Below are 23,637 nucleotides of genomic sequence, written 5' to 3'. Positions count from 1 at the left end.
CCCGACGTGACGATCCTGGAGAACATCCGGCAACCACGCGACCTGAAGGCGCTGTCCGAGGCGGAACTCGGTGAACTGGCCGAAGAGATCAGGGAGTTCCTGGTGCACGCGGTCGCCAGGACCGGCGGACACCTGGGACCCAACCTGGGCGTCGTCGAACTGACCGTCGCGCTGCACCGGGTCTTCGAGTCGCCGGCCGACCGCATCCTGTGGGACACCGGCCACCAGAGCTATGTCCACAAGCTCCTGACCGGCCGTCAGGACTTCTCGAAGCTGCGCGGCAAGGGCGGACTGTCCGGCTACCCCTCCCGCGAGGAGTCCGAGCACGACGTCATCGAGAACAGCCACGCGTCCACCGCCCTCGGCTGGGCCGACGGTCTCGCCAAGGCCCGCCAGGTGCGGGGCGAGAAGGGCCACGTGGTCGCCGTCATCGGCGACGGCGCGCTCACCGGCGGCATGGCCTGGGAGGCGCTGAACAACATCGCGGCGGCCAAGGACCGGCCGCTGATCATCGTCGTCAACGACAACGAGCGCTCCTACGCGCCGACCATCGGCGGACTCGCCAACCACCTGGCGACCCTGCGCACGACCGACGGCTACGAGAAGGTGCTGGCCTGGGGGAAGGACGTCCTGCTGCGCACCCCGGTCGTCGGATCCACGGTGTACGAGTCGCTGCACGGCGCCAAGAAGGGCTTCAAGGACGCGTTCGCACCGCAGGGCATGTTCGAGGACCTCGGTCTGAAGTACGTCGGCCCGATCGACGGACACGACCTCAAGGCCGTCGAGTCCGCGCTGCGCCGGGCCAAGCGCTTCCACGGCCCGGTGCTGGTGCACTGCCTGACCGAGAAGGGCCGGGGCTACGAGCCGGCGCTGGCACACGAGGAGGACCACTTCCACACCGTCGGTGCGATGGACCCGCTCACCTGCGAGCCGCTGACCCCCGCCGGCGGGCCGTCCTGGACGTCCGTCTTCGGGGACGAGATCGCGGCGATCGGCGAGGAGCGCGACGACGTCGTGGCGATCACCGCGGCGATGCTGCACCCCGTGGGCCTCGGCAAGTTCGCCGCACGGTTCCCGGACCGTGTGTGGGACGTCGGCATAGCCGAGCAGCACGCGGCCGTGAGCGCGGCCGGCCTGGCGACCGGCGGCCTGCACCCCGTCGTCGCCGTCTACGCCACGTTCCTCAACCGGGCCTTCGACCAGCTGCTGATGGACGTGGCCCTGCACCGCTGCGGAGTCACCTTCGTGCTGGACCGCGCCGGGGTCACCGGCGTCGACGGGGCGTCCCACAACGGGATGTGGGACATGTCCGTGCTCCAGGTCGTGCCGGGTCTGCGCATCGCCGCGCCGCGCGACGCCGGACAGCTGCGCGCGCAGCTGCGCGAGGCGGTCGCGGTGGACGACGCGCCGACGCTGGTCCGCTTCCCCAAGGAGTCGGTCGGCCCCGAGGTGCCGGCCGTGGGCCGGGTGGGCGGCATGGACGTACTGCGCCGCGACGACCGGGCGCAGGTGCTGCTGGTGGCCGTCGGCGTCATGGCGCCCGTCTGCCTCCAGGCCGCCGAGCTGCTCGCGGCGAGGGGCGTCGCCTGTACGGTCGTCGACCCCCGCTGGGTGAAACCCGTGGACCCGGCGCTGCCCGGTCTCGCCGCGGAACACCGGCTGGTCGCCGTCGTCGAGGACAACAGCCGGGCCGCCGGCGTCGGATCCGCGGTGGCGCTGGCCCTGGGCGACGCCGAAGTCGACGTACCCGTGCGGCGGTTCGGGATCCCGGAGCAGTTCCTCGCACACGCCAGACGCGGCGAGGTGCTCGCCGACATCGGTCTCACACCCGTCGAGGTGGCGGGCCGGATCAGCGCGAGCCTCGCCCTCGGGGAGCCCGGGTCCGCGGCCGCCGGGCCGGCCGGAGAAGTCAAGGAGAGAGCGGAATGAGCACGGAGTTCGACCTCGGCGCCCTCCTGGCCGAGCGCGGAGCCGAGCGGTACGAGCTGCACGGCCGGTACCTCAACCACCAGCTGCCGCGCATGCTGCACACGATCGGCTTCGACAAGGTCTACGAGCGCGGTGAGGGCGCGTACTTCTGGGACGCGGACGGCAACGACTACCTGGACATGCTCGCCGGGTTCGGGGTGATGGGGCTGGGCCGCCACCACCCCGTCGTCCGCAAGGCGCTGCACGACGTCCTCGACGCCGGGCTCGCCGACCTGACCCGCTTCGACTGCCAGCCGCTGCCCGGACTGCTGGCCGAGCGGCTGCTCGCCCACAGCCCGCACCTCGACCGGGTGTTCTTCGGCAACAGCGGTACCGAGGCGGTGGAGACGGCGCTGAAGTTCGCCCGCTGCGCCACCGGCCGGCCGAGGGTCCTGTACTGCGACCACGCCTTCCACGGCCTCACCACGGGCTCGCTGTCGGTGAACGGGGAGTCGGGGTTCCGCGACGGGTTCGCGCCCTTGCTGGCCGACACGGCGGTCCCGCTCGGCGACCTCGACGCGCTGGCCGCCGAGCTGGCGAAGGGCGACGTCGCCGCGCTGATCGTCGAACCGATCCAGGGCAAGGGGGTGCACGAGTCGCCGCCCGGCTATCTGCGGGCCGCACAGGAACTGCTGCACCGGCACAAGGCGCTGCTGATCGCCGACGAGGTGCAGACGGGGCTCGGCCGCACCGGTGACTTCTACGCCTACCAGCACGAGGAGGGCGTCGAACCGGACCTGGTCTGCGTGGCAAAGGCGCTCTCCGGCGGCTACGTACCGGTCGGCGCCACGCTCGGCAAGGACTGGATCTTCAAGAAGGTGTTCTCGTCGATGGACCGGGTGCTGGTGCACTCGGCGAGCTTCGGGTCCAACGCGCAGGCCATGGCGGCGGGGCTCGCGGTGCTGTCCGTGCTGGAGAACGAGCAGATCGTGGCCAACGCCCGGGCCACCGGTGACCTGCTGAGGTCCCGGCTCGCGGCACTGGTCGACACGTACGAGCTGCTGGCCGACGTCCGCGGGCGCGGTCTGATGATCGGCATCGAGTTCGGCCGGCCAAGGTCGCTGAAGCTGCGCAGCCGCTGGAGCATGCTCCAGGCGGCACGCAAGGGGCTGTTCGCCCAGATGGTCGTCGTACCGCTGCTCCAGCGGCACCGCATCCTCACCCAGGTCTCCGGCGACCATCTGGAGGTCATCAAGCTGATCCCGCCGCTGATCATCGCGGAGCCGGAGGTGGACCGGTTCGTCGACGCCTTCACCGCGGTGATGGACGACGCGCACGGCGGCGGCGGTCTGATGTGGGACTTCGGCAAGACGCTGGTGAAACAGGCCGTCGCCCACCGCTAGGCGCCACGACAGGGCACCGGACCCCGCCCGCCGCCGGGACACACCGCCCGGCTTTTGCCTCTGAGGCAAGGGATTTGCCGCAGAGGCAATTCGGGCGGGAGAATGGGCGCATGAGCCCGCTCGAGTCAGCGGCCTCGACGGAACAAGCCGAGGCCCTTCCCGCCGTCGCCCCCCAGCTGCGCTCCCTGCGCCGCCGGGCCGCCCTCACCCTGGAGGCCGCGGCCCGCGCCGCCGGGCTGTCACCCGCCCATCTCTCCCGACTGGAGACCGGACAGCGTCAGCCCTCGCTGCCGATGCTGCTCGCGCTCGCCCGTGTCTACGGTACGACGGTCTCGCAACTGCTCGGCGAGACGGCCCCCGACCGGGACGCCGTGGTGCGCGCCGAGGCCATGGAGCCGACCCACGCGGGCGGCTGGACCTACTGGCCCGCGGGCGCCCCCGGGCGCGGGATGCAGGCCCTGCGCGTCCATGTCCCGCACGGTTCCCAGGGGGACGTCGTGCGGGTGCACCCGGGCGAGGAGTGGCTGCACGTCCTGCGCGGACGGCTGCGCCTGCGCCTCGGCGACACCACGGACGTGCTCGGGCCCGGTGACAGCGCGCACTTCGACTCGCTGACACCGCACCGCATCGCCGCCCAGGACACGGAGGGCGTCGAGCTCCTCTTCGTCCACACCCTGCTCCAGAGCCCCACCGCCGCCCTGTGCCTGGGCCCGACCCCCTCGCGGACCGGAGAGACGTCATGAGCGACCTCGAAGAGAAGTTCCCCCGCACCCTGTGGATCCGGCTGATCATCTACATCGCCGTGGGTCACCTCTTCGCCGGGTTCCTCTGGCTGCTGTTCTCCGTCGGCGCCAACCAGTAGGACCCCGGACCCGGGGTCCCGAACCGACAGGACCCCGGACCGGGAGCGCCCCGGGACCGCCGCCGGTCCCGGGGCGCTCCCGGTTTCAGTCCAGCAGTCGGTCCCGCAGCCGTTCACGGGTCCCGGGGGCGAGTCCGAGGCCCTGCTCCAGGTAGGCGTCGACGCCGCCCCACGTCTCCTCGATGGTCTCGACGGCCGCAGCGAGGTACTCGGCGCGCGCGTCGAAGAGCGGGCCGAGCAGCTCCATGACCTCGGGGGAGTAGGCGGCGGACGAGGTCGGGCTGCGGCGCACCTGGTAGCGGCGGTGCTTGGCGTTGGACTCCAGGTAGTCGGCGAGGATCGCCTCGCGCTCCACCCCGACGGCCAGCAGCGTCACCGCCACGGACAGACCCGCCCGGTCCTTGCCCGCCGCGCAGTGCATCAGCGCCGGCACGCTGTCCTCGGCGAGCGAGTGCAGCACGCGCGCGTGCTCGGCCGTACGCTCCTTGATGATCTTGCGGTAGGAGGCGGTCATCCGCCCCGCCGCCCTGCCGTCGCCGAGGATCGCGCGCAGCTGCTCGATCTCGCCGTCACGCACCATCTGCCAGAACTCGGCACCGTCCGCCGGGTCCGACAGCGGCAGGTTCAGATTGCGCACGCCCGGCAGCGCGACGTCGGGTCCCTCGAGCTTCTGGTCCGCGGCGTTGCGGAAGTCGAAGATCGTGTGCAGCCCGAGCCCGGCGAGGAACGCGGTGTCCGCCTCGGTGGCGTGCGCGAGGTGACCGCTGCGGAACAGCACCCCGTGACGCACCCGCCTTCCGTCGACGGTGGGCAGGCCGCCCACGTCCCGGAAGTTGCGTACGCCGGCCAGCTCGGGCTCGGTCGACGGGACCTGCTGCGTCACGGAAGCTCCCTTCCTGTCGGGTCGGCGCCGGCGCGGCTCTGGGTGGCCGACGGGACGCCACCCCGACGATACGACATGGATTCCCCGGGCAACGAGATGTCCACAGGGTGATGCGGCGGACGTCCGACCAGGTGAGATGTTGTGCGACGGAAGTTGCCCGAGGGGCCGACCGCACTCGATGATGTTGATGCTTGATCGCACCTGTTCGAATCAGTGGGGGTTTGATGCCCGAGATCGCCGACAACGGCCGCACCTGGCTCCTTTCCGGGCCCACCAGCAGCTACGCCCTCCACCTCACCGAGGCCGACGAGCTGATCCATCTGCACTGGGGTCCGGGCATCGCCCTCGCGGACGCCGAAGCGCTCGCCGCGCTCCCGGGGCCCCCGCGAGGGGCGTCCTTCGAGTCCCCGCTCGACGGCCGCGAGGAGTACCCGGTCGAGGGCGGCCCCCGCTTCGTGCGGCCCGCCCTGTCCGTGCGCACCGACGAACGGCGCGGCACGGAGTGGTCCTACGAGGACTTCGACACCGAAGGCGACGAGCTGCGCCTGCGGTTCCGGGACGCCGGCCTGGCCCTCACCCTGCACTACCGGATGCGGGACGACGTCGTCGAGCGCTGGGCGACCCTGCGCAACGAGGGGGAGCGGCCGCTGGAACTGCTGCGCGCCGACTCCGCCACCTGGACCCTGCCCGAGCGCGAGGACTGGCGGCTGTCCCAGCTGCACGGCCGCTGGGCAGCCGAGTCCCGGCTCACACGCTCCCCCCTCACCTACGGCGAGCAGGTCATCGGCAGCCGGCGCGGACACACCGGGCACCAGCACCTGCCCTGGGTCGCCCTGGACACCGATGCGACCGAGGAGCGCGGCGAGGTCTACGGCTGCGCGCTCGCCTGGTCGGGCTCCTGGCGGATCGCCGTCGCGCAGCTGCCGGACGCGCGCGTGCAGATCTCCGGCGGCGCCGGGTACGACGACTCGGGCCTGCTGCGGCTGGCCGCGGGGGAGTCGTTCACCACGCCCGTCTTCGCCGGCCTGTGGAGCGACGGCGGATTCGGCGGCGCGAGCCGCGCCTGGCACGCCTACCAGCGCGCGTACGTGATCCCGGACGCGGAACAGGACCGGCCGGTGCTGTTCAACTCCTGGGAGGCCACCTACTTCGACATCTCCGAGGAGCAGCAGGGCGCGCTCGCCCGGCGGGCCGCCGCGATGGGCGTCGAGCTGTTCGTCGTCGACGACGGCTGGTTCGGGGCGCGCACCGGTGACCACGCCGGGCTCGGCGACTGGCGTCCCAACCCCGACCGGTTCCCGCACGGGCTGAAGCCCCTCGCCGACCAGGTGCACTCCCTCGGCATGCAGTTCGGCATCTGGGTCGAGCCCGAGATGGTCAACCCGGACAGCGAGCTGTACCGGGCGCACCCCGACTGGGTGCAGTTCCAGTCCGGGCGCAAGCGGACGGAGTTCCGCAACCAGCTCGTCCTGAACCTCGCGCGCGAGGACGTCCAGGAGTACCTGTGGGAGCAGCTCCACGGGCTCCTGTCCAGCGCGCCCGTGGACTACGTGAAGTGGGACTTCAACCGCTGCTTCACGGACGCCGGCTGGCCGGACGACCCCTATCCGCAGCGCCTCTGGGTCGATCACGTGCGCGCCCTGTACGCCCTCCTGGACCGGCTGCGGGCGGCCCACCCCGGCGTCGCCTTCGAGTCCTGCTCCGGCGGTGGCGGGCGCATCGACCTCGGGGTCATGAGCCGCACCGACCAGGTGTGGACCTCCGACAACACCGATCCGCTCGACCGGCTCGACATCCAGCACGGCTTCAGTCAGATCCATCCCGCCCGGGTGATGGCGGCCTGGGTCACCGACAGCCCCAACACCCAGCTCAACGACCGGGTCAGCTCGCTGCGTTTCCGCTTCGTCAGCGCCATGGCCGGCGTCCTCGGGGTCGGCGGGGACCTCTCGCAGTGGAGCGAGGAGGAGCTGACGGAGGCGCGCCGGTGGGTGGACCTCTACAAAGAGATCCGTCCCCTCGTGCAGCACGGCGACCTGTACCGGCTGAAGCCCCCGACGGGCGGCGCGAGCGCCGTGCAGTACGTGCGCGGTGACGAGAGCGTCGTCCTCGCCTGGCTCCAGGCGCAGCGGTTCGGCGAGCCCGTTCCCGCGCTGCGGCTGCGCGGGCTCGACCCGACGGCGTCGTACGAATGCCGCGAAACGGGCGAAGTTCACCGAGGTGCCGTACTTCTGCACCACGGGCTGCGCCTGGGGTTGCGTGGTGACCTCGATGCGACGGTTATCCGGCTGCGTCGCATCTGAGCTTTCTGCCCGAATTGGTTCCTTCGTTACAACTCGCTCTGGAATAAAGGAACCTGGAGAGCCGTCACGTGAGCAGCGTCATAGTCGTGACCGTACGTCGTCCGTCATGTCCACGTAATTCGCGTGCTTTTAAGGGCCCTTGGCCGGGAGTGGCCCGGTCGATTCACGGAAAGTGACCAGGGATCCGCACAGGGGATCAAGAGAAACGCGGGGGCAGTGCAACCTCTGCTTGTCCCTGTGCGTCCTGGTCGCTTACGTTCCACACCAATCCGGACGGACGCCGAATCCTGCCACCGCCCGGAACCCGCACACTCACCCGTGCATGGCAGGAGCGGGGGACCCACAGGCAACACCGCCTGTTCCGGTCTCCGGAACAGGCTCAGGGGTAAAGCCGCGCCTCGGCGCGGCCGGGCATCTCCAGTCCGCACCCGACAGCTCACCTCGCAGGCGCCGGAGAGGAATTCCCCATGCCCGCGAAGGGTAAGCACCGCCGCCCGAAGGCCCAGCGCCTCACCCGCTCCATCGCCGCAGCCGGAACCGGCGGCGCCGCGCTGGCCCTCCCGCTCATGGGTGCCGCCGGCGCCCACGCGGCCCCCGCCCAGTCCGTCGCCCGGGCGGCTTCCGAGGCCGCCCCCGCGAAGACCGTCCAAGCCGCTCCGGTGGCGCAGAAGGCGGCCCCCGCCACCAGTGCGAAGAGCTACACCGTGCGCTCCGGCGACTACCTGTCGAAGATCGCCGACGAGCAGGACGTCAGCGGTGGCTGGCAGCGTCTCTACCAGGACAACCGCCAGGCCGTGGGCAGCGACCCGTCGCTGATCCACCCCGGACTGAAGCTGTCGATCGGCAAGAAGGCCGCGACCGGCGGCACCTCCTCGTCGACCGGTTCGTCGTCGAAGCCCAAGTCGTCCTCCTCCTCGAAGGCGTCCGGCACCAGGGCGTCCACCTCGGACTCCTCCGCCTCGTCCTCCGGTTCGTCCTCCTCGAACACGGCCACCCAGGCCTCGCAGAGCGGCGGCGGCAACTCCAGCGGTTACGTCCTGCCGGTGGCGGGCGCCACCGTCGGCACCGCGTACCACACGGCCGGCAGCATGTGGTCGAGCGGCTACCACACCGGCACCGACTTCGTCGTGCCGACCGGCACGACGCTCAAGGCCGTGGGCGCGGGCACCGTCGTCTCCGCGGGCTGGGGCGGCGCGTACGGCAACCAGGTCGTCATCCGGCTCGCCGACGGCTACTACGCGCAGTACGCCCACCTGTCCCAGCTGTCCGTCTCGGCCGGGCAGACCGTGTCCGCGGGCCAGCAGGTCGGTCTCTCCGGTGCGACCGGCAACGTGACCGGCCCGCACCTGCACTTCGAGATCCGCACGACGCCGGACTACGGCTCCGACGTGGACCCGATCGCCTACCTCCGCTCGCACGGCGTCTCCGTCGGCTGACCCCCCGACCCGACGCCCCCGCGCCTGACACGCGGCCGAAGGCCGGACCCCGATCCCCGGGTCCGGCCTTCGGCATGTCCGGCTCCGGAGCCCGGTGGGCGAGCTTCCGCCGGGCGAGGGCTCCCTTTGCGTGTTCATGATCGTTTCATTGCGTTCGTGTGGCAGCCCCCGCCGCCCCGTCGACAGACGGGACGGGGTGCGGGCACAGTGATCCCGGTCAGGGGGCAAGCGCTTTCTGTCGCTCTTCGGAGGTTCGGTGCCGGACTCGTCTGCGTGCCCGCCGCACACGCCGGCGCGGCCGTCCCGCGCCGGATCGTCGAGAGCCTCGGCCGCGGCCTCGTCGCCGCCCTGTCCGGCTCGGGGACCTTCCTCGGCCGGCGGCTGCTCGGCACGGGGGCGCCCCACGTCCACAGGCCGTCCCTCACCACCTCCGCGCACTGAAGGAGCCGACCGACATGACCACCACCCGCAGGGCCTTCGGAGCCCTCGCCGCAGGCACCGCCCTGGCCGCCCTCGCCCCACCGGCCACCGCGAGCACCCGGCCCCGCCGCCACCGCCCGCTCGCCCACGACGACTTCCGCCGCGGCCTCGGCCAGTGGGCCGTCGAACTGGAGCGGGGCGGCACGGTCACCGCCGCCCGCGGAACGCTGGAGGTCGACGTGCCCGCCGGCGCGACGATCTGGTTCAAGCGGCCCTTCCACGGACCGTACGTCCTCGAGTACGTCGCCACGCCCGTCTCGGCGGGCGGGGTCAACGACCGCGTGTCCGACCTCAACAACTTCTGGAACGCCGTCGACGCCCGCTCGCCCGACGACCTGTTCGCCACCCCCCGCAGCGGCGCCCTCGCCGAGTACGACCACCTCAGGACGTACTACGTCGGCTACGGCGCCAACGGCAACACCACGACCCGGCTGCGCCGTTACGTCGGCGAGGCGGGGGTGCGCCCGCTGATCTACGACTACACCGAGCCGCTGCTGGTCGCGAACCGGCCCCACCACGTCCGGATCGTCTCCGACGGCCGGACCGTCCGCTGGTGGAACAACGGTCGCCCGGTCTTCGACTACACCGACCCGGAGCCCTACACGGGCGGGCACTTCGCCTTCCGCACCACCTGGAGCCATTTCCGGATCAACGACTTTCGCGCGTGGTCCCTTATTCCCTGATTGGCAAATTCTTTAAGGGTGTCCTATCTCACCGCCCGTCAACCCTTTCCTACGATCGCGTAGGTCACATTCGAAGGTGAATGATGAACTGCTGTGGCAGACGATTCGAAGAGTGACAACAGATCAGTGATCGGGTCGTACGTGGCGGTGGGGGACAGCTTCACCGAAGGCGTCGGCGACCCTGGCCCCGACGGGGCGTTGGTCGGCTGGGCCGACCGGTTCGCGGTACTCCTCGCGGACCGGCGGCCCGAGGGCGACTTCGACTACACCAACCTCGCGGTCCGCGGAAAGCTGCTCGACCAGATCATGGAGGACCAGCTCGCCAGGGCGGTGGAAATCGCCCCCGACCTGGTCTCCTTCTGTGCGGGCGGCAACGACATCCTGCGTCCCGGAACCGACCCGGACGAGGTCGCCGAGCGCTTCGAGCGCGCGATCTCGGCCCTGACCGCCGCAGCCGGCACCGTCATGGTGACGACCGGCTTCGACACCCGTGGCGTCCCCGTGCTCAAGCATCTGCGGGGCAAGATCGCCACGTACAACGGACATGTCCGTGCCGTCGCCGACCGCTACGGCTGCCCGGTGCTCGACCTGTGGTCCCTGAAGTCCGTACAGGACCGCAGGGCCTGGGACGGCGACCGGCTGCACCTCTCCCCGGAGGGGCACACGCGCGTGGCGCTGCGCGCCGGACAGGTCCTCGGCCTCGACGTACCGGCCGACCCCGAGCAGCCCTGGCCGCTGCTCCCGCCGCGCGGCACGCTGGAGGTGCGGCGCGACGACGTCCACTGGGCCCGCGAGTACCTGGTGCCGTGGATCGGACGACGGCTGCGCGGGGAGTCCTCCGGCGACCACGTGACCGCCAAGGGCGCGCTGTCGCCCGACGACATCAGGATGCGGATCGCCGCCGTGGCCTGAGCCGTGAACGGCAGCCCCGGAGCGGACCGGCCGTGCGGCGACGCGCCGTCGGTCTGCTCCACCGGCGGGGCGGGCGCACGGTCGGTCGGGGTGCCGGCCGGCGCCGGGGCAGGCGGTGGAGGCACCCGGACGGCGTTCACCGCGGGACGGGCGCCGTCGCCCGGCGCCACGACAGCGGTCCGCGTGCGCCTCGGCGCCACGACGGCCGGCCGTTCCTCAGCCTTCCCGGGGGCCCGACTCCGCGTCGTCCAGGCCGAGTTCGCGGGTCAGCGCCTCGTCGACCCACTCCTGGGCTCGGGTCCGCGACACCGTGCCCGCGTAGGACGTCAGCTGTACGGCGAGTCCGTCGAGCAGGGCCGTCAGCCGCAGGGCGGTGCCGGCCGGGTCGGGGCAGGAGAACTCGCCCGCTGCCACGCCTTCCGCGATGACCTCGGTCAGCGCCGCCTTCCACTCCCGGTCGAGCTCCCGCGCCACCTCCCGCAGCGCGGGCTCCCGCAGGGACACCGCCCAGCCCTCGATCCACAGCCGCCAGCCCTTGGCCTGACCCGTGGGCGCGTACCACCGCACCGCCGACCGCAGCCGCCGCAGGGCCGTGGTCCGGCGGCCGGTCAGCTTGCGCAGCCGCGCCAGATCGCCCTCGGCCGCGTGGGCGAAGGCATCGGCGACCAGCTTCTCCTTGGTCGAGAAGTGGTAGAGGACCAGGGCGTTGCTCACCCCGAGGGCCGCGGCCACGTCGGCGATCCTGACCGCCGCCACGCCCCGCGCCTCGATCTGCTCGATGGCCGCCCGCAGCAGCTCCTCGCGCCGCTCGGCCACACTCAACCGGACCCTCGCCACGACGTCACCCTAATCCGTCCCCCCGGCCACCGGCGGACCGGCCCGTGCGCCCGGCGGCCCGTCATGCCGCCCCGCACGCGCGCGTGTCACGAGCCCGGACCGGACGAGAGGGCGGGGCCAGGCCGGTGCGCCCCTGGCGACACGCACGCGTGTCACGAGCCGGGCTCCGCCTCCACCGCGCCCTCGCGCACTGCTGTCCCCCGGGGAGCGGGCCGGTGGCGGCCGAACCGTTGCGCGATCACCGGCAGCCGGGCGGCGGCTACGGCGTGCGCGGCGGTCCGGGGGGTCGTCCCGTCCGCCTGCGCGCGCGCGAGCACCAGCTCCACCAGGGCGCGCATCGAACGGCGGGTGTGCGTGAACGCCTCCTGCGCGTCGGCCCCGATGTCGCCGAAGAGCGTCCACCACCACCAGGCGTTCGTCCCGGAGTTGACGACGACGTCCGGCAGCACGGTCACCCCGCGCGCGTGCAGCAGTTCCTCCGCCTCCGGCAGGACGGGCATGTTGGCCGCCTCGGCGATCCACCGGGCGCCGATCCGCGCCTGCTCCTCGACCCCGATGGCGTACGACACCGCGGCCGGCACCAGCACCTCGGCCGCCACCGACAGCCAGGCGTCGCCCGGCAGCTCCACGTCCCCGGGGCGCAGGGCGGCGCGGTCCACGGTGCCGTGGGCGTCGCGCGCGGCCAGCAGCGCCTCCACGTCGAGCCCGGACGGGCAGGCGATCGTGCCCTTGACGTCGGCGACGGCCACGACCGTCAGCCCCGCGCGCGTGAGGAACCTCGCCGTCGCCCCGCCCATGGTGCCGAACCCCTGGACGGCGACCCGCGTCCCGGCGTGCGGGACCCCGGCCCGGTCCAGCGCGGCCAGGACCGACTCGGCGACCCCGCAGCCCCCGACCAGCTCGTCCAGGCCGATGCCGTCCACCTCGATCGTGAAGGCGGCCGCGAGCCGGGCCCGGGCGGCCGGCTCGTCCTCCAGCAGCGGGTAGACCGCCTGCACGGTCGACACCAGCCCCGCCTCCGCGGCCGCCCGGTCCACCAGGTCCTGGGACAACCCCAGGTCCTCGCCCGTGGTCCAGCAGCTCTCCACGTACGGCCGTACCGCCCGCAGGTACCGCACCAGCAGTCCGTACGCCTCCGGATCCCGGGGATCACAGTCGATACCGCCCTTGGCGCCGCCCAGGGGCACGTAGCGGGCCTCGGGGTCGTAGTGCAGCGCCTCCTTGAGGCTCATGCCGCGCGCGAGCCCGGTCACCTCCTCCAGGGTGCAGCCCGCCCGCATCCGCAGCCCGCCGCTGCACACCCCGCGCACCAGGGCGTCGACGACCAGATGGCCCTGGCGCCCGGTGACGTGGTCGGTCCAGGTGAGCGACAGGAAGGGGGCGGTCATACGGACTCCTCGACCGGCGGGCGGGGTGCACGGCGGCGGAACCCCACCGATACTGAACGGTTGGTCAGTATCGGAAGGCGGACGGCACCGTGTCAAAGGGTCCCTGCGCGCGGATGTGACCGGGGTGACCCGGGCGCCGTCGGCGGGGGCGACCATAATGGAATGCCTCAGCGACTCCACCTGGAGGTACCGTGTCCGGTTTCCGTTCCCTGAGCTCCGGGCTCCGCGCTCTACAGCCCGCGGCCTTCGGCGCGGATCCGAGCGGTGAGCGCCTCGCGCGCATCCGCAGATCGCCCCACTTCAAGGACGGGGTCTTCCAGAACCCCGGCGGCCCGGCGCGCACCCGTCCCTCGGGCTCGACGCTCGACTTCGCCAAGGTCTTCTTCGACAAGGAGGAACGCCCCCGCCGCGCCCCCGCGGGGACCGTGCCGGTGCACCCCACCACCCTCGCCGACCTCGCCGCGCCCCCGGCCTCCGGGCTGCGGCTGACCTGGATGGGGCACTCCAGCGTGCTCGCCGAGATCGACGGACGGCGCGTCCTGTTCGACCCCGTCTGGGGGGAGCGCTGCTCGCCCTTCTCCTTCGCGGGGCCCAAGAGGCTGCACCCGGTGCCGCTGCCGCTGGCCGCGCTCGGCCCGGTCGACGTGGTCGTCATCTCCCACGACCACTACGACCACCTCGACCTGCCCACGATCAAGGCGCTGGCCGGCACGGACACGCTCTTCGCGGTGCCGCTCGGCGTCGGCGCCCACCTCGAGCACTGGGGCGTGTCCGCCGACCGGCTGCGCGAGCTGGACTGGCACGAGGCGACGAAGATCGGCGGGCTCACCCTGACCGCCACCCCGGCCCGTCACTTCTGCGGACGCGGGCTGCGCAACACCCAGCACACCCTGTGGGCCTCCTGGGTGGTCGAGGGCGAGGACCACCGGATCTACCACAGCGGTGACACCGGCTACTTCGACGGGTTCGAGGAGATCGGCGCCCAGCACGGGCCGTTCGACGCCACCATGATCCAGATCGGCGCCTACTCGGACTTCTGGCCCGACATCCACATGACTCCCGAGGAAGGCATGCGCGCCCACCTGGACCTTCAGGGCGGCACCGGCGGAGTGATGCTGCCCATCCACTGGGCCACCTTCAACCTCGCCACGCACGCGTGGACCGACCCCGGCGAGGGCACCCTGGCCGCCGCGCGCGCGGCCGGGGCGCGGGCCGCCCTGCCCCGTCCGGGCGAGCCCTTCGAGCCCACCGCCGAGACGTTCCCGGACCAGCCGTGGTGGCGGGACGTGGCGCTCGCCCCGGCGGCCGGCTGGCGCCCCCCGGTCGAGCCGGCAACAAAGGCCAAAGCCGATACCGAGAGTGACGACAGCCGGGGAGCCGTCGAGGGCGGCGAGGCCCCGGAGGCGATTCCGGCGGGCTGAGCCGGACGGCGACGGGGCGACCGTGCGGGTCGGGGAGTGAAAAGCTCCCCGGCCCGCTTCGTCGTTTCCGGACCGGCTTCGACCAGGTCCGATCGAGTACTTTCCGAGTTGCCTTCGTCGTGGCCCCCGCATATCGCTCTGCCGTGCGAAGCGTCATACCAGAGCGGGACGCTCGCCGGGGGACTTTGTCAACTGCCCACCGCACCTGATGCGTTGCCGACTACTGTGAGTGGCCGTCGGGCGACACCGGGCCGAATTCTTGGGCTCTCCCGACCGACAGCCAGGCTCGACGGACCAGTACGAGGACACCGATGTCTCACCTCCGCGCACCAGCCGCACGCGCAGACCGCCGTGAGGGCGGGCGGCACGGGCGCCCGGTCGCCCGCCCGGCACCGGCGGCGGCCGAGACACACATACGGCCCCAGTTGCTGAGGCTCGCCGTGCTCCCGCCGATCGCGGTCGCCCTCAGCGCCTGCGCGGTGGTCCTGTTCACCGTGCGCTCCACCGGCGTCCGCCCCGGTCCGGTCCTGTGGGCGGTCCTGGCCGGCGGGGTCGCGGTCACCGGCGTCGGCATCGTGATCGCCGCCGTGGCCGCCGACCGTGCCGCCCGCTCGGTCGGCGACCGTCTCGCCGCCCTGCGCCGCGGCAGCGTGCGCGGCGAGGCCGACCTGCGCGCCGCCGTCGAGGCGCTGCGCCGGGGCGAGGTCCCGCCCCAGCGCAGCTCGCGCGGCGGGCCGCCCGGCGACGCGGACGACTTCGAGCTGCTCGCCGCCGACCTCGCACGGGCCCGCGAGGGGGCCGTCACCGCCGTGGTCCAGGCCGCACAGCTGTCCAGCCAGGCCGGCAGCGAACAGAAGCTGGAGGTGTTCGTCAACCTCGCACGGCGCCTTCAGTCCCTGGTGCACCGCGAGATCTCCATCCTCGACGAGCTGGAGAACGCGATCGAGGACCCCGACCTGCTCAAGGGGCTCTTCCACGTCGACCACCTCGCCACCCGCATCCGCCGCCACGCGGAGAACCTCGCCGTCCTCGGCGGGGCCGTCTCGCGGCGGCAGTGGAGCAACCCGGTCTCCATGACGGAGGTGCTGCGCTCCGCCATCGCCGAGGTGGAGCAGTACTCGCGGGTGAAGCTCGTCCCGCCGGTCGACGGCGAACTGCGCGGTCATGCCGTCGCCGACGTCATCCACCTGCTCGCGGAGCTCGTCGAGAACGCCACGGTGTTCTCCGCCCCGCACACCCAGGTGCTGATGCGCGCCAACCTCGTCACCTCCGGGCTCGCCGTCGAGGTCGAGGACCGGGGCCTCGGCATGCCCGCCGAGGAGCAGAGCCGGATGAACGCGCTGCTCGCCGACCCCGACCAGGTCAACGTCGGACGGCTGCTCGCCGACGGGCGCATCGGGCTCTTCGTCGTCTCCCAGCTCGCCCGGCGGCACGGCATCCGGGTCCGTCTCCAGGGCAACATCTACGGCGGCGTCCAGGCCGTGCTCGTCGTGCCGCAGGCACTGCTGGGCTCCGCGCCGGGTGTCCTCGGGGCGGCACCGCGCGGCCCCGGGACCGACGTCGGTGGCCTGCCCCTCGCGCAGGCCACGCCCCCGGCGCAGCCCGGGCGCCCGCCCCTGCCGCCCGCCCCGCGACCCCGGACCACCGGGTCAACGGGCCCGGCCCGGCCACCCGCCCCGCGCTACCCCACCGGCGCGACGACCGCACCGGCGCCCCCGGATCCCTCACCGGCCCCGCCCCTCACGGGAGAAACGGACGGCGCGGGCAGGTCGTACGCCCCTGGCCAGGGCACGGACGGCGCGGGCAGGTCGTTCGTCCCGGGGGACGGCTCCGACGGCGCCGGGCACTCGTTCGTCGCCGGGCAGGGGACGGCCGGCGCGGGCCGGGCGTTCGTTGCCGCGGACGGCTCCGATGGCGCGGGCCGGGCGTTCGTCACGGGGGACAGCTACGACGGTGCCGGGCGCTCGTTCCTCGCCGGGCAGGGCACGGACGGCGCGGGCCGGGCGTTCGTCACTGGGGACGGCTCCGACGGGGTCGGGCGGTCGTTCCAGGGGCTGGGGGAGGGCGGAACGGCGCCCGGTGGGGTCGTGGGGCTGCCGGACGGGCCGGGCGTCACCGGCTCGGGTCCGGTGCACGCGCAGCCCGCCGCGGAGCAGGGGTACGCACCGGCACCGGGGACGGAGGCGGCGCACGAGCCCGGCGCGGGGCCGACGGGGGCCGTGGGGACGGCGGGGTCCGTCGGGCAGGGCGCGCCCGCGCCGCTGCCCGTTCGCGGGGCCCGCGCGGCACGGCCCAATCCGGCCGAGGCCGTGCCCGGCATCCGGCGCGACGACCGCCCCGTCGTCGAAGGGAACGCGGGCCTCGCCCCCACCCCCCGCGTCGGCACCGTGCGCGGCACGATGGGCAAGCCCCAGCTGCCCCGCCGACGCGCCCAGGAGCACATCGTGCCCCAGTTGCGCGGCGGCCCGGCCCCGCGCCCGGACACCGATCAGCCGGTGGGCCACGACCCCGGCCTCATGGCGGCCTTCCAGCGCGGCGTGGGCCTCGCCGAGGCCCAGCAGAGCCTGGAGGCGGACGCAGCGGACCGGGCCGCGTTCCGGCCGCCCGCCCCCCTCGACGTCCTGCTCGCCGAGCCCGCCCGCCCGGCGTACGACGAGGGCCACGGGACCGGCGCACGACCGCGGCCGCCGCACCCCTCCCCGATAGCGCAGGCCCACCCCGCGCACGCCGCCGCGCCGCCCGAGGCGTACGGCACGCGCGACGGGCTGGACCTGCCCGGTCCCGACCGATCCACCGCCCGGCACGACGGGAGCGCACCGGCCGGATGAGCACGGTCACCCCCACCCCCAGCGCTCCCGTAGACCTTCGTACCCCAAGGAGTCGATCCACCATGGCGAGCGATGCGCCGACCGGCCAGGTATCCGATCTCGACTGGCTGATGAGCGGCCTCGTGCAGCGCGTGCCGCACACCCTGAGCGCGGTACTGCTCTCCTGCGACGGCCTCGTGAAGTCGGTCCACGGCCTCGACCCCGACAGCGCCGACCACATGGCGGCCCTGGCCTCCGGCCTGTACTCCCTGGGCCGCAGCGCGGGCGTGCGGTTCGCCGACGGAGGCGACGTGCGGCAGGTCGTCGTCGAGCTGGACTCGACGCTCCTCTTCGTCACCACCGCCGGCTCGGGCGCGTGCCTCGCGGTGCTCGCCGGCCGCGAGGCCGACGCGGCCGTCCTCGGGTACGAGATGGCGATGCTCGTCAAGAGCGTGCGGCCGTACCTCATGACCGCGCCCCGGCAGCACGCCGTGGAGCAGCACACCGTGCAACCGTCGGTGATGGGGCCTTGAGGGTGGCGGCGGCCGGCGACGGGCCCTGGCTCGACGACGCGGCCGGACGGCTGGTGCGCCCCTTCACGGTCAGCAACGGCCGGACCAGACCCAGCGTCGCCCTCGATCTGATGTCACAGGTGATGGCCACCGGGTCGACCCCCCTCGGCTACCTGGGCCCCGAACACGCGACGGCGCTGCACCTGACCAGCGCACCCGTGTCGGTGGCCGAGATCGCGGCCCATCTGAAGCTGCCGGCAGCCGTCACGAAGGTGCTGCTGTCGGACCTCCTCGACTGCGGGGCGCTGACCACCAAGCCCCCCGAGTACCACCACATCCCGACCGACCGGGCCCTTCTGGAGGCAGTGCTCGATGGACTACGACGACAGCTGTGAGTACGACGGGTACGGCGGACAGGGCCCCTACGACGGCGGCGCAGCCGATCCCTTCCCCACCGCCCTGAAGATCCTGGTCGCGGGGGGTTTCGGCGTCGGCAAGACGACGTTCGTCGGCGCCGTCAGCGAGATCGCGCCGCTCAGCACGGAGGAACTCCTCACCACCGTCAGCGCCGCGACCGACAACCTCGACGGCATCGAGAACAAGGTCGAGACGACCGTCGCGATGGACTTCGGCCGCATCACGCTCGATCCGAGCCACGTCCTGTACCTGTTCGGCACACCCGGCCAGGAGCGGTTCTGGTTCATGTGGGACGAGCTGTCCGAGGGCGCCCTCGGCGCCGTCGTCCTCGCCGACACCCGCCGTCTGGAGGAGTGCTTCGCGGCCGTCGACTTCTTCGAGGAACGCGGACTGGCCTTCATCGTCGCCATCAACGAGTTCGACGGATCCCACCGCTACAACCCCGAGGAGGTGCGGGCCGCCATCGACCTCGCCCCCGACGTGCCCGTCGTGCGCTGCGACGCCCGTATCTCGGCCTCCGGGGTGCAGACCCTGCTGACCCTCGTCAAACACCTCATCGCCCACGCCCCGGCCGCTCCCCAGCCGAGCCGCGGCGCCCACATGTGATCCCCGCCCCCGACGCCCCGGAGCCGCACATGACACACGTCCCCCGTGACGGAGCACGGCCATGAGCTACGAGCCGCCGCGCCCCGCCGGACGTCTGCTGCTCACGCCCGAGGACAGCGAGGCCCCCGCCCGTGCGCGGCGGCTGCGCGGGCTCGGTCTGGGCGCCCGGCCGGAGCCCGCCCTGGACGCCTTCGCGGCCCGCCTCGCCGAGGTGGCCGGAGCGCCCTACGCCATGGTCAACTTCCTCGACGAGCAACGCCAGTTCTTCGCCGGGCTGCACACCCCCCAGGGCGGCCCGGCCGCGCGGGGCGGCAAGCCCGAGATGGGCCGCCGGCTGCCCCGCGACTACGGCTACTGCCCGCATGTCGTCGTACGGGGCAGGGCACTGGTCCTGGAGGACGTGGCGGACTACCCGCGCTTCGCGGGCAACCCGGTCGTCGACGAGTTCGGCATCCGCTCCTACCTGGGCGCACCGCTCGTCGACACGAGCGGCATGGTGCTCGGCACGGTGTGCGTCGCCGACCTCACGCCCCGGTCCTGGGGCAGGGCCGGTCTGGAGACCATCAAGGCCACGGCAGCCGACCTGGCCGGCCGGCTGCAACGCCACGAGGCCGGCGGATTCCCCGTGCCCTGAGGGCGGCCGACCCGTCTCAGGGGGCCCGCCAGATGTTGTCGAAGGCCGCGTCCTCGATGGACCTGCGCTGCCGCACCGCCTCCAGTTCCGTCACGGCGTCACCGACCGCCGCGAGGACCGTCCCGACCGCGTCGCCGGGCGGACCGGCGAAGGCGTCGGCCGGCTCCTCGCGCAGTCCGGCGGCCCAACCCAGCACGGCGAGCACCGGCTCGTCCGCCTCCCAGCGCTCGGTGGCCCGGCCGCGCGCCGGTGAGTCGAGCGGCCGTGTGTCCGCGGACCTGAAGGACAGCCGGCCCTGGCGTGACCGTCCCACAAGCCCGTCCGCCTCCAGCCGGGCCGCGTAGGCCGCCGCGAGGCCCTGCCCGCGGCGCCACAGCCAGTCCTCCACCCGCTCGTAGGGCGCCGCCCGCACGAGCGACGACGCGGCGTCCGCCAGCAGCGGGTCGTCGGGGGCCGCAGACGTACCGGGCACGATCAGGTCGCCGTCGACGGCGACCGCCCCGGCGCCGACGAGATCGATCACCTCGGCGCCCGCGAGGGCGAGCGACAGATCGCCCTGTCCGACGGGGCGGACGGGCTTCACGTCCATCGCGACGAGCATCAGGTCCCGTGCTGTGGTCATCAGGGGCTCCACGTCAGTCGGCCGGCCTTGCGAGGGTTGCGGTCCAGGGTGACACGCCCCACCGTGGTGTGCGGGAAGCCGCTGCGGGTGTCCGGGGCCACCCGTGTGAAGCGCAGCTGTGGCGGCGCTTAAGAAAAGCTCGATGGACCCGGCCGGGTGAAGTGCGGCAGATTGCTGGGCGAATCCACCTGTCTTCCCGGACACGGGGCCTTTCGGCCTGCTCGCGTCCGGGCCCTCTCACCACAGGAGCCGTAGCGTGAAGGCGCTGGTCAAGGAGAAGGCGGAGCCCGGGCTGTGGCTCGCGGACGTCCCCGAGCCGGCCGTCGGGCCCGGCGACGTGCTGATCAAGGTGCTGCGCACCGGCATCTGCGGCACGGATCTGCACATCCGGGCCTGGGACGGCTGGGCGCAGCAGACGATCAGCACCCCGCTCGTGCTCGGTCACGAGTTCGTCGGCGAGGTCGTCGAGACGGGCCGGGACGTCGCCGACATCAAGGCCGGGGACCTGGTGAGCGGCGAGGGCCACCTCGTGTGCGGCAAGTGCCGCAACTGTCTCGCCGGGCGCCGCCACCTGTGCCGGGCCACCGTCGGCCTCGGGGTCGGCCGGGACGGCGCCTTCGCGGAGTACGTCGCCCTGCCCGCGTCCAACGTGTGGGTGCACCGGGTCCCGGTGGACCTCGACGTGGCCGCGATCTTCGACCCGTTCGGCAACGCCGTCCACACCGCGCTGTCCTTCCCGCTCGTCGGCGAGGACGTCCTGATCACCGGCGCCGGACCGATCGGCCTGATGGCCGCGGCCGTCGCCCGGCACGCGGGCGCCCGCAACGTCGTCGTCACCGACGTCAGCGAGGAGCGGCTGGAGCTGGCCCGCAAGATCGGCGCGAGCCTCGCGCTGAACGTCTCGCGGGCCTCCATCGCCGACGGACAGCGTGAGCTGGGGCTGCGCGAGGGCTTCGACATCGGCCTGGAGATGTCCGGCCGGCCCGAGGCGATGCGCGACATGATCGCGAACATGACGCACGGCGGCCGGATCGCGATGCTGGGGCTGCCCGCCGAGGAGTTCCCCGTCGACTGGTCCCGGATCGTCACCTCGATGATCACGATCAAGGGCATCTACGGCCGCGAGATGTTCGAGACCTGGTACGCGATGTCGGTGCTGCTGGAGGGCGGCCTCGACCTCGCGCCCGTGATCACCGGCCGGTACGGACACCGCGACTTCGAGGCGGCCTTCGCCGACGCGGCGAGCGGCCGCGGTGGCAAGGTCATCCTCGACTGGACCGCGTAAGTCACCCGCATTCCCTAGGAGCTTCCCCCATGTTCGACTCCGTGCGCGACGACCTGCGCGCCACCCTCGACGAGATCCGCGCCGCCGGTCTGCACAAGCCCGAACGCGTCATCGGCAGCCCGCAGTCGGCGACGGTCGCCGTCACCTCGGGCGGCTGGCCCGGCGAGGTCCTCAACTTCTGCGCCAACAACTACCTCGGTCTCGCCGACCACCCCGAGGTCGTGGCCGCAGCCCACGAGGCCCTCGACCGCTGGGGCTACGGCATGGCCTCGGTCCGCTTCATCTGCGGTACGCAGGAGGTGCACAAGGAGCTGGAGGCGCGTCTGTCGGCCTTCCTCGGCCAGGAGGACACGATCCTCTACTCCTCCTGCTTCGACGCCAACGGCGGCGTCTTCGAGACCCTCCTCGGCCCCGAGGACGCGGTGATCTCCGACGCCCTCAACCACGCCTCGATCATCGACGGCATCCGGCTGTCCAAGGCCCGCCGCTTCCGCTACGCCAACCGCGACATGGCGGACCTGGAGCGGCAGTTGAAGGACGCCTCCGACGCACGCCGCCGGCTGGTCGTCACCGACGGCGTGTTCTCCATGGACGGCTACGTGGCCCCCCTCGCCGAGATCTGCGACCTCGCCGAGCGCTACGACGCCATGGTCATGGTCGACGACTCGCACGCCGTCGGCTTCGTCGGCCCCGGCGGCCGCGGCACTCCCGAGCTGCACGGGGTGATGGACCGCGTCGACATCGTCACCGGCACCCTCGGCAAGGCGCTGGGCGGTGCGTCCGGCGGCTACGTGGCCGCCCGGGCGGAGATCGTCGCCCTGCTCCGCCAGCGCTCGCGCCCCTACCTCTTCTCCAACACCCTCGCCCCGGTCATCGCCGCCGCGTCCCTGAAGGTCCTCGACCTCCTGGAGTCGGCCGACGACCTGCGGGTGCGGCTCGCCGAGAACACCGCCCTGTTCCGCCGCCGGATGACGGACGAGGGCTTCGACATCCTGCCCGGCGACCACGCCATCGCGCCCGTGATGATCGGCGACGCGGCGAAGGCGGGCCGGATGGCCGAACTGCTCCTGGAGCGCGGGGTGTACGTGATCGGTTTCTCCTACCCGGTGGTCCCGCAGGACCGGGCCCGCATCCGGGTGCAGCTCTCCGCGGCGCACTCCACGCAGGACGTCGACCGGGCGGTCGACGCGTTCGTCGCGGCCCGCGCCGAGCTGGAAGCGGCCTGAGCCGGTTCCGGGCCGGGGACCCGGCCGCCGCGGGCGGTCCGGGCGGCCCGGACATATTGCGATAATCGATCCATGATCGAAGCGCGGCGGCTCCACATCCTCCGTGCGGTGGCCGACCACCGCACGGTGACCGCGGCTGCCGCCGCGCTGTACCTCACCCCCTCGGCCGTCTCCCAGCAGCTGACGGCCCTGGAGCAGGAGACCGGTCACCGGCTGGTCGAGCGGGGCGCCAAGGGCGTACGCCTCACCCCCGCCGGCGAGATCCTGCTCGGTCACACCAACGCCGTCCTCGCCCAGCTGGAGCGGGCCGAGGCGGAACTGGCCGCCTACGGTTCCGGGGCGGCCGGCACGGTCACGGTCGCCGCCTTCGCGACCGGCATCGCCCTGGTCGTGGCGCCCGCGGTGGCCCGGCTCGCCCGCTCCGCGCCCGGCATCCGCATCCGCGTCCAGGACGCCGAGGGCGACGCCAGTCTGCCGATGGTGCTCGACCGGCAGGTCGACGTCGCCGTCGCCGTCGAGTACCGCGGGGCCCCGGCCGCCGACGACCCGAGGCTCACGCACGTCCCGCTGTACGCCGAGCCCTTCGACGCCGTCGTACCGGTGTCGCACCGGCTCGCCGACGCCCGCGAGGTCCCCCTCGCCGAGCTGGCCAAGGACCCCTGGATCGGCCCGTACCCGGGCAACCCCTGTCATGACGTGGTCGTCCTGGCCTGCGAGACGGCGGGTTTCCAGCCGCGTCTGGAGCACTCCTCGGACGACTTCCGCGCGGTCGTCGCGCTGGCCTCGGCCGACGCGGGTGTGGCGCTCGTCCCGCGCTCGGCGCTGCGCGGCATGGACCTCACGGGCGTGGTCGTGCGGCCCGTCGACGGTGTCGCGCCCACCCGCCGGGTCTTCGCGGCCGTCCGCCGGGGAGCGGAGGAGCATCCGCTGATCCGTCCGGTGCTGGACGCGCTCGGCGAGGCCGCCGCGCTGTGAGCCTTCCGTAACAGCGCCGTCTCATATCAGGGATACCTTC

Annotated in this window: 22 protein-coding genes and 1 riboswitch; of the genes, 18 read left to right on the top strand and 4 right to left on the bottom strand. The window is 73.1% G+C overall.

The window, feature by feature from the left end; genetic code table 11:
• Window positions 1–6: 6 nt before the first annotated feature.
• The 4 genes from dxs (at window position 7) to Saso_RS28395 (ending at window position 4,173) form a co-directional block, all read left to right on the top strand.
• A complete protein-coding gene (dxs, locus tag Saso_RS28410) occupies window positions 7–1,929 on the top strand; it encodes a 1-deoxy-D-xylulose-5-phosphate synthase (RefSeq protein ID WP_189924023.1) in 1,923 nt (640 codons plus the stop codon).
• Window positions 1,926–3,311, top strand: coding sequence for an aspartate aminotransferase family protein (locus tag Saso_RS28405; protein WP_189924025.1), 1,386 nt, complete (start codon window positions 1,926–1,928; stop codon window positions 3,309–3,311). Before dxs ends, Saso_RS28405 begins: the two co-directional genes overlap by 4 nt.
• Window positions 3,312–3,421: 110 nt before the next feature.
• A complete protein-coding gene (locus Saso_RS28400) occupies window positions 3,422–4,054 on the top strand; it encodes a helix-turn-helix domain-containing protein (RefSeq protein ID WP_189924027.1) in 633 nt (210 codons plus the stop codon).
• Entirely contained in the window at window positions 4,051–4,173 is a 123-nt protein-coding gene (locus tag Saso_RS28395; protein WP_189924028.1) for a DUF6126 family protein, read from the top strand. Before Saso_RS28400 ends, Saso_RS28395 begins: the two co-directional genes overlap by 4 nt.
• An 85-nt stretch (window positions 4,174–4,258) precedes the next feature.
• On the opposite strand, the gene Saso_RS28390 is transcribed toward Saso_RS28395, so the two are convergent.
• Window positions 4,259–5,056: a tyrosine-protein phosphatase gene (locus tag Saso_RS28390; RefSeq protein ID WP_189924030.1), complete on the bottom strand. Its 798-nt coding sequence runs from the start codon at window positions 5,054–5,056 to the stop codon at window positions 4,259–4,261.
• A gap of 224 nt (window positions 5,057–5,280) precedes the next feature.
• On the opposite strand from Saso_RS28390, the gene Saso_RS28385 reads away from it, so the two are divergent.
• From Saso_RS28385 to Saso_RS28365, 5 genes are all read left to right on the top strand, one after another.
• Window positions 5,281–7,356: an alpha-galactosidase gene (locus Saso_RS28385; protein WP_189924032.1), complete on the top strand. Its 2,076-nt coding sequence runs from the start codon at window positions 5,281–5,283 to the stop codon at window positions 7,354–7,356.
• Between the two features lie 303 nt (window positions 7,357–7,659).
• Window positions 7,660–7,819, top strand: a riboswitch (cyclic di-AMP (ydaO/yuaA leader).
• Window positions 7,820–7,823: 4 nt separating this feature from the next.
• Window positions 7,824–8,792 (top strand): M23 family metallopeptidase, encoded by a 969-nt coding sequence (locus Saso_RS28380; protein WP_189924034.1) that lies wholly within the window; start codon window positions 7,824–7,826, stop codon window positions 8,790–8,792.
• 273 nt (window positions 8,793–9,065) lie between these two features.
• Window positions 9,066–9,233, top strand: coding sequence for a hypothetical protein (locus Saso_RS28375; RefSeq protein WP_189924037.1), 168 nt, complete (start codon window positions 9,066–9,068; stop codon window positions 9,231–9,233).
• Between the two features lie 14 nt (window positions 9,234–9,247).
• Complete coding sequence (locus Saso_RS28370) at window positions 9,248–9,955, top strand: DUF6250 domain-containing protein (RefSeq protein ID WP_189924038.1); 708 nt, start codon at window positions 9,248–9,250, stop codon at window positions 9,953–9,955.
• Window positions 9,956–10,081: 126 nt separating this feature from the next.
• Window positions 10,082–10,867 (top strand): SGNH/GDSL hydrolase family protein, encoded by a 786-nt coding sequence (locus tag Saso_RS28365; RefSeq protein WP_189924592.1) that lies wholly within the window; start codon window positions 10,082–10,084, stop codon window positions 10,865–10,867.
• 216 nt (window positions 10,868–11,083) lie between these two features.
• Here Saso_RS28365 and Saso_RS28360 read toward each other — a convergent pair whose 3' ends face one another.
• On the bottom strand, window positions 11,084–11,704 hold the full coding sequence (locus Saso_RS28360; RefSeq protein ID WP_189924040.1) for a TetR/AcrR family transcriptional regulator: 621 nt from the start codon (window positions 11,702–11,704) through the stop codon (window positions 11,084–11,086).
• 152 nt (window positions 11,705–11,856) lie between these two features.
• Window positions 11,857–13,092, bottom strand: coding sequence for a Glu/Leu/Phe/Val dehydrogenase dimerization domain-containing protein (locus Saso_RS28355; protein WP_189924042.1), 1,236 nt, complete (start codon window positions 13,090–13,092; stop codon window positions 11,857–11,859).
• Between the two features lie 191 nt (window positions 13,093–13,283).
• Here Saso_RS28355 and Saso_RS28350 point away from each other — a divergent pair, with 191 nt between their 5' ends.
• The 6 genes from Saso_RS28350 (at window position 13,284) to Saso_RS28325 (ending at window position 19,489) form a co-directional block, all read left to right on the top strand.
• Window positions 13,284–14,513, top strand: a complete 1,230-nt coding sequence (locus tag Saso_RS28350; RefSeq protein WP_189924044.1) for an MBL fold metallo-hydrolase — start codon at window positions 13,284–13,286, stop codon at window positions 14,511–14,513.
• A 311-nt stretch (window positions 14,514–14,824) separates the two neighbouring features.
• Window positions 14,825–17,341, top strand: coding sequence for an ATP-binding protein (locus tag Saso_RS28345; RefSeq protein ID WP_189924046.1), 2,517 nt, complete (start codon window positions 14,825–14,827; stop codon window positions 17,339–17,341).
• 62 nt (window positions 17,342–17,403) lie between these two features.
• Window positions 17,404–17,853 (top strand): roadblock/LC7 domain-containing protein, encoded by a 450-nt coding sequence (locus Saso_RS28340; RefSeq protein ID WP_189924048.1) that lies wholly within the window; start codon window positions 17,404–17,406, stop codon window positions 17,851–17,853.
• Window positions 17,854–17,855: 2 nt separating this feature from the next.
• Entirely contained in the window at window positions 17,856–18,227 is a 372-nt protein-coding gene (locus tag Saso_RS28335; protein ID WP_189924050.1) for a DUF742 domain-containing protein, read from the top strand.
• Window positions 18,205–18,855 carry a GTP-binding protein gene (locus Saso_RS28330; RefSeq protein ID WP_189924052.1) on the top strand — a complete coding sequence of 217 codons (651 nt, stop codon included), beginning with the start codon at window positions 18,205–18,207 and terminating at the stop codon, window positions 18,853–18,855. Before Saso_RS28335 ends, Saso_RS28330 begins: the two co-directional genes overlap by 23 nt.
• Before the next feature lie 61 nt (window positions 18,856–18,916).
• Window positions 18,917–19,489 carry a GAF domain-containing protein gene (locus Saso_RS28325; protein WP_189924054.1) on the top strand — a complete coding sequence of 191 codons (573 nt, stop codon included), beginning with the start codon at window positions 18,917–18,919 and terminating at the stop codon, window positions 19,487–19,489.
• Window positions 19,490–19,505: 16 nt separating this feature from the next.
• Here the strand turns inward: Saso_RS28325 and Saso_RS28320 are convergent, their stop codons facing one another.
• On the bottom strand, window positions 19,506–20,111 hold the full coding sequence (locus Saso_RS28320; RefSeq protein WP_189924056.1) for a GOLPH3/VPS74 family protein: 606 nt from the start codon (window positions 20,109–20,111) through the stop codon (window positions 19,506–19,508).
• A gap of 256 nt (window positions 20,112–20,367) precedes the next feature.
• On the opposite strand from Saso_RS28320, the gene tdh reads away from it, so the two are divergent.
• From tdh to Saso_RS28305, 3 genes are all read left to right on the top strand, one after another.
• Entirely contained in the window at window positions 20,368–21,396 is a 1,029-nt protein-coding gene (gene tdh / locus Saso_RS28315) for an L-threonine 3-dehydrogenase (RefSeq protein WP_189924058.1), read from the top strand.
• A gap of 29 nt (window positions 21,397–21,425) precedes the next feature.
• A complete protein-coding gene (locus Saso_RS28310; protein WP_189924060.1) occupies window positions 21,426–22,622 on the top strand; it encodes a glycine C-acetyltransferase in 1,197 nt (398 codons plus the stop codon).
• A 72-nt stretch (window positions 22,623–22,694) separates the two neighbouring features.
• A complete protein-coding gene (locus tag Saso_RS28305) occupies window positions 22,695–23,597 on the top strand; it encodes a LysR family transcriptional regulator (RefSeq protein WP_189924062.1) in 903 nt (300 codons plus the stop codon).
• Window positions 23,598–23,637 lie beyond the last annotated feature (40 nt).

Origin of the sequence: Streptomyces asoensis (genome assembly GCF_016860545.1) — a bacterium.
Taxonomy (GTDB): domain Bacteria; phylum Actinomycetota; class Actinomycetes; order Streptomycetales; family Streptomycetaceae; genus Streptomyces; species Streptomyces asoensis.
This window is presented reverse-complemented; position numbering and strand designations above follow the sequence as displayed.

Excerpts from the sequence above, each read along its gene's own strand:
- Saso_RS28405 (WP_189924025.1), top strand. The coding sequence starts at position 1,926 with ATGAGCACGGAGTTCGACCTCGGCGCCCTCCTGGCCGAGCGCGGAGCC.
- Saso_RS28400 (WP_189924027.1), top strand. The coding sequence starts at position 3,422 with ATGAGCCCGCTCGAGTCAGCGGCCTCGACGGAACAAGCCGAGGCCCTT.
- Saso_RS28395 (WP_189924028.1), top strand. The coding sequence starts at position 4,051 with ATGAGCGACCTCGAAGAGAAGTTCCCCCGCACCCTGTGGATCCGGCTG.
- Saso_RS28385 (WP_189924032.1), top strand. The coding sequence starts at position 5,281 with ATGCCCGAGATCGCCGACAACGGCCGCACCTGGCTCCTTTCCGGGCCC.
- Saso_RS28380 (WP_189924034.1), top strand. The coding sequence starts at position 7,824 with ATGCCCGCGAAGGGTAAGCACCGCCGCCCGAAGGCCCAGCGCCTCACC.
- Saso_RS28370 (WP_189924038.1), top strand. The coding sequence starts at position 9,248 with ATGACCACCACCCGCAGGGCCTTCGGAGCCCTCGCCGCAGGCACCGCC.
- Saso_RS28355 (WP_189924042.1), bottom strand. The coding sequence starts at position 13,092 with ATGACCGCCCCCTTCCTGTCGCTCACCTGGACCGACCACGTCACCGGG.
- Saso_RS28345 (WP_189924046.1), top strand. The coding sequence starts at position 14,825 with ATGTCTCACCTCCGCGCACCAGCCGCACGCGCAGACCGCCGTGAGGGC.
- Saso_RS28340 (WP_189924048.1), top strand. The coding sequence starts at position 17,404 with ATGGCGAGCGATGCGCCGACCGGCCAGGTATCCGATCTCGACTGGCTG.
- Saso_RS28330 (WP_189924052.1), top strand. The coding sequence starts at position 18,205 with ATGGACTACGACGACAGCTGTGAGTACGACGGGTACGGCGGACAGGGC.
- Saso_RS28325 (WP_189924054.1), top strand. The coding sequence starts at position 18,917 with ATGAGCTACGAGCCGCCGCGCCCCGCCGGACGTCTGCTGCTCACGCCC.
- Saso_RS28320 (WP_189924056.1), bottom strand. The coding sequence starts at position 20,111 with ATGACCACAGCACGGGACCTGATGCTCGTCGCGATGGACGTGAAGCCC.
- Saso_RS28310 (WP_189924060.1), top strand. The coding sequence starts at position 21,426 with ATGTTCGACTCCGTGCGCGACGACCTGCGCGCCACCCTCGACGAGATC.
- Saso_RS28305 (WP_189924062.1), top strand. The coding sequence starts at position 22,695 with ATGATCGAAGCGCGGCGGCTCCACATCCTCCGTGCGGTGGCCGACCAC.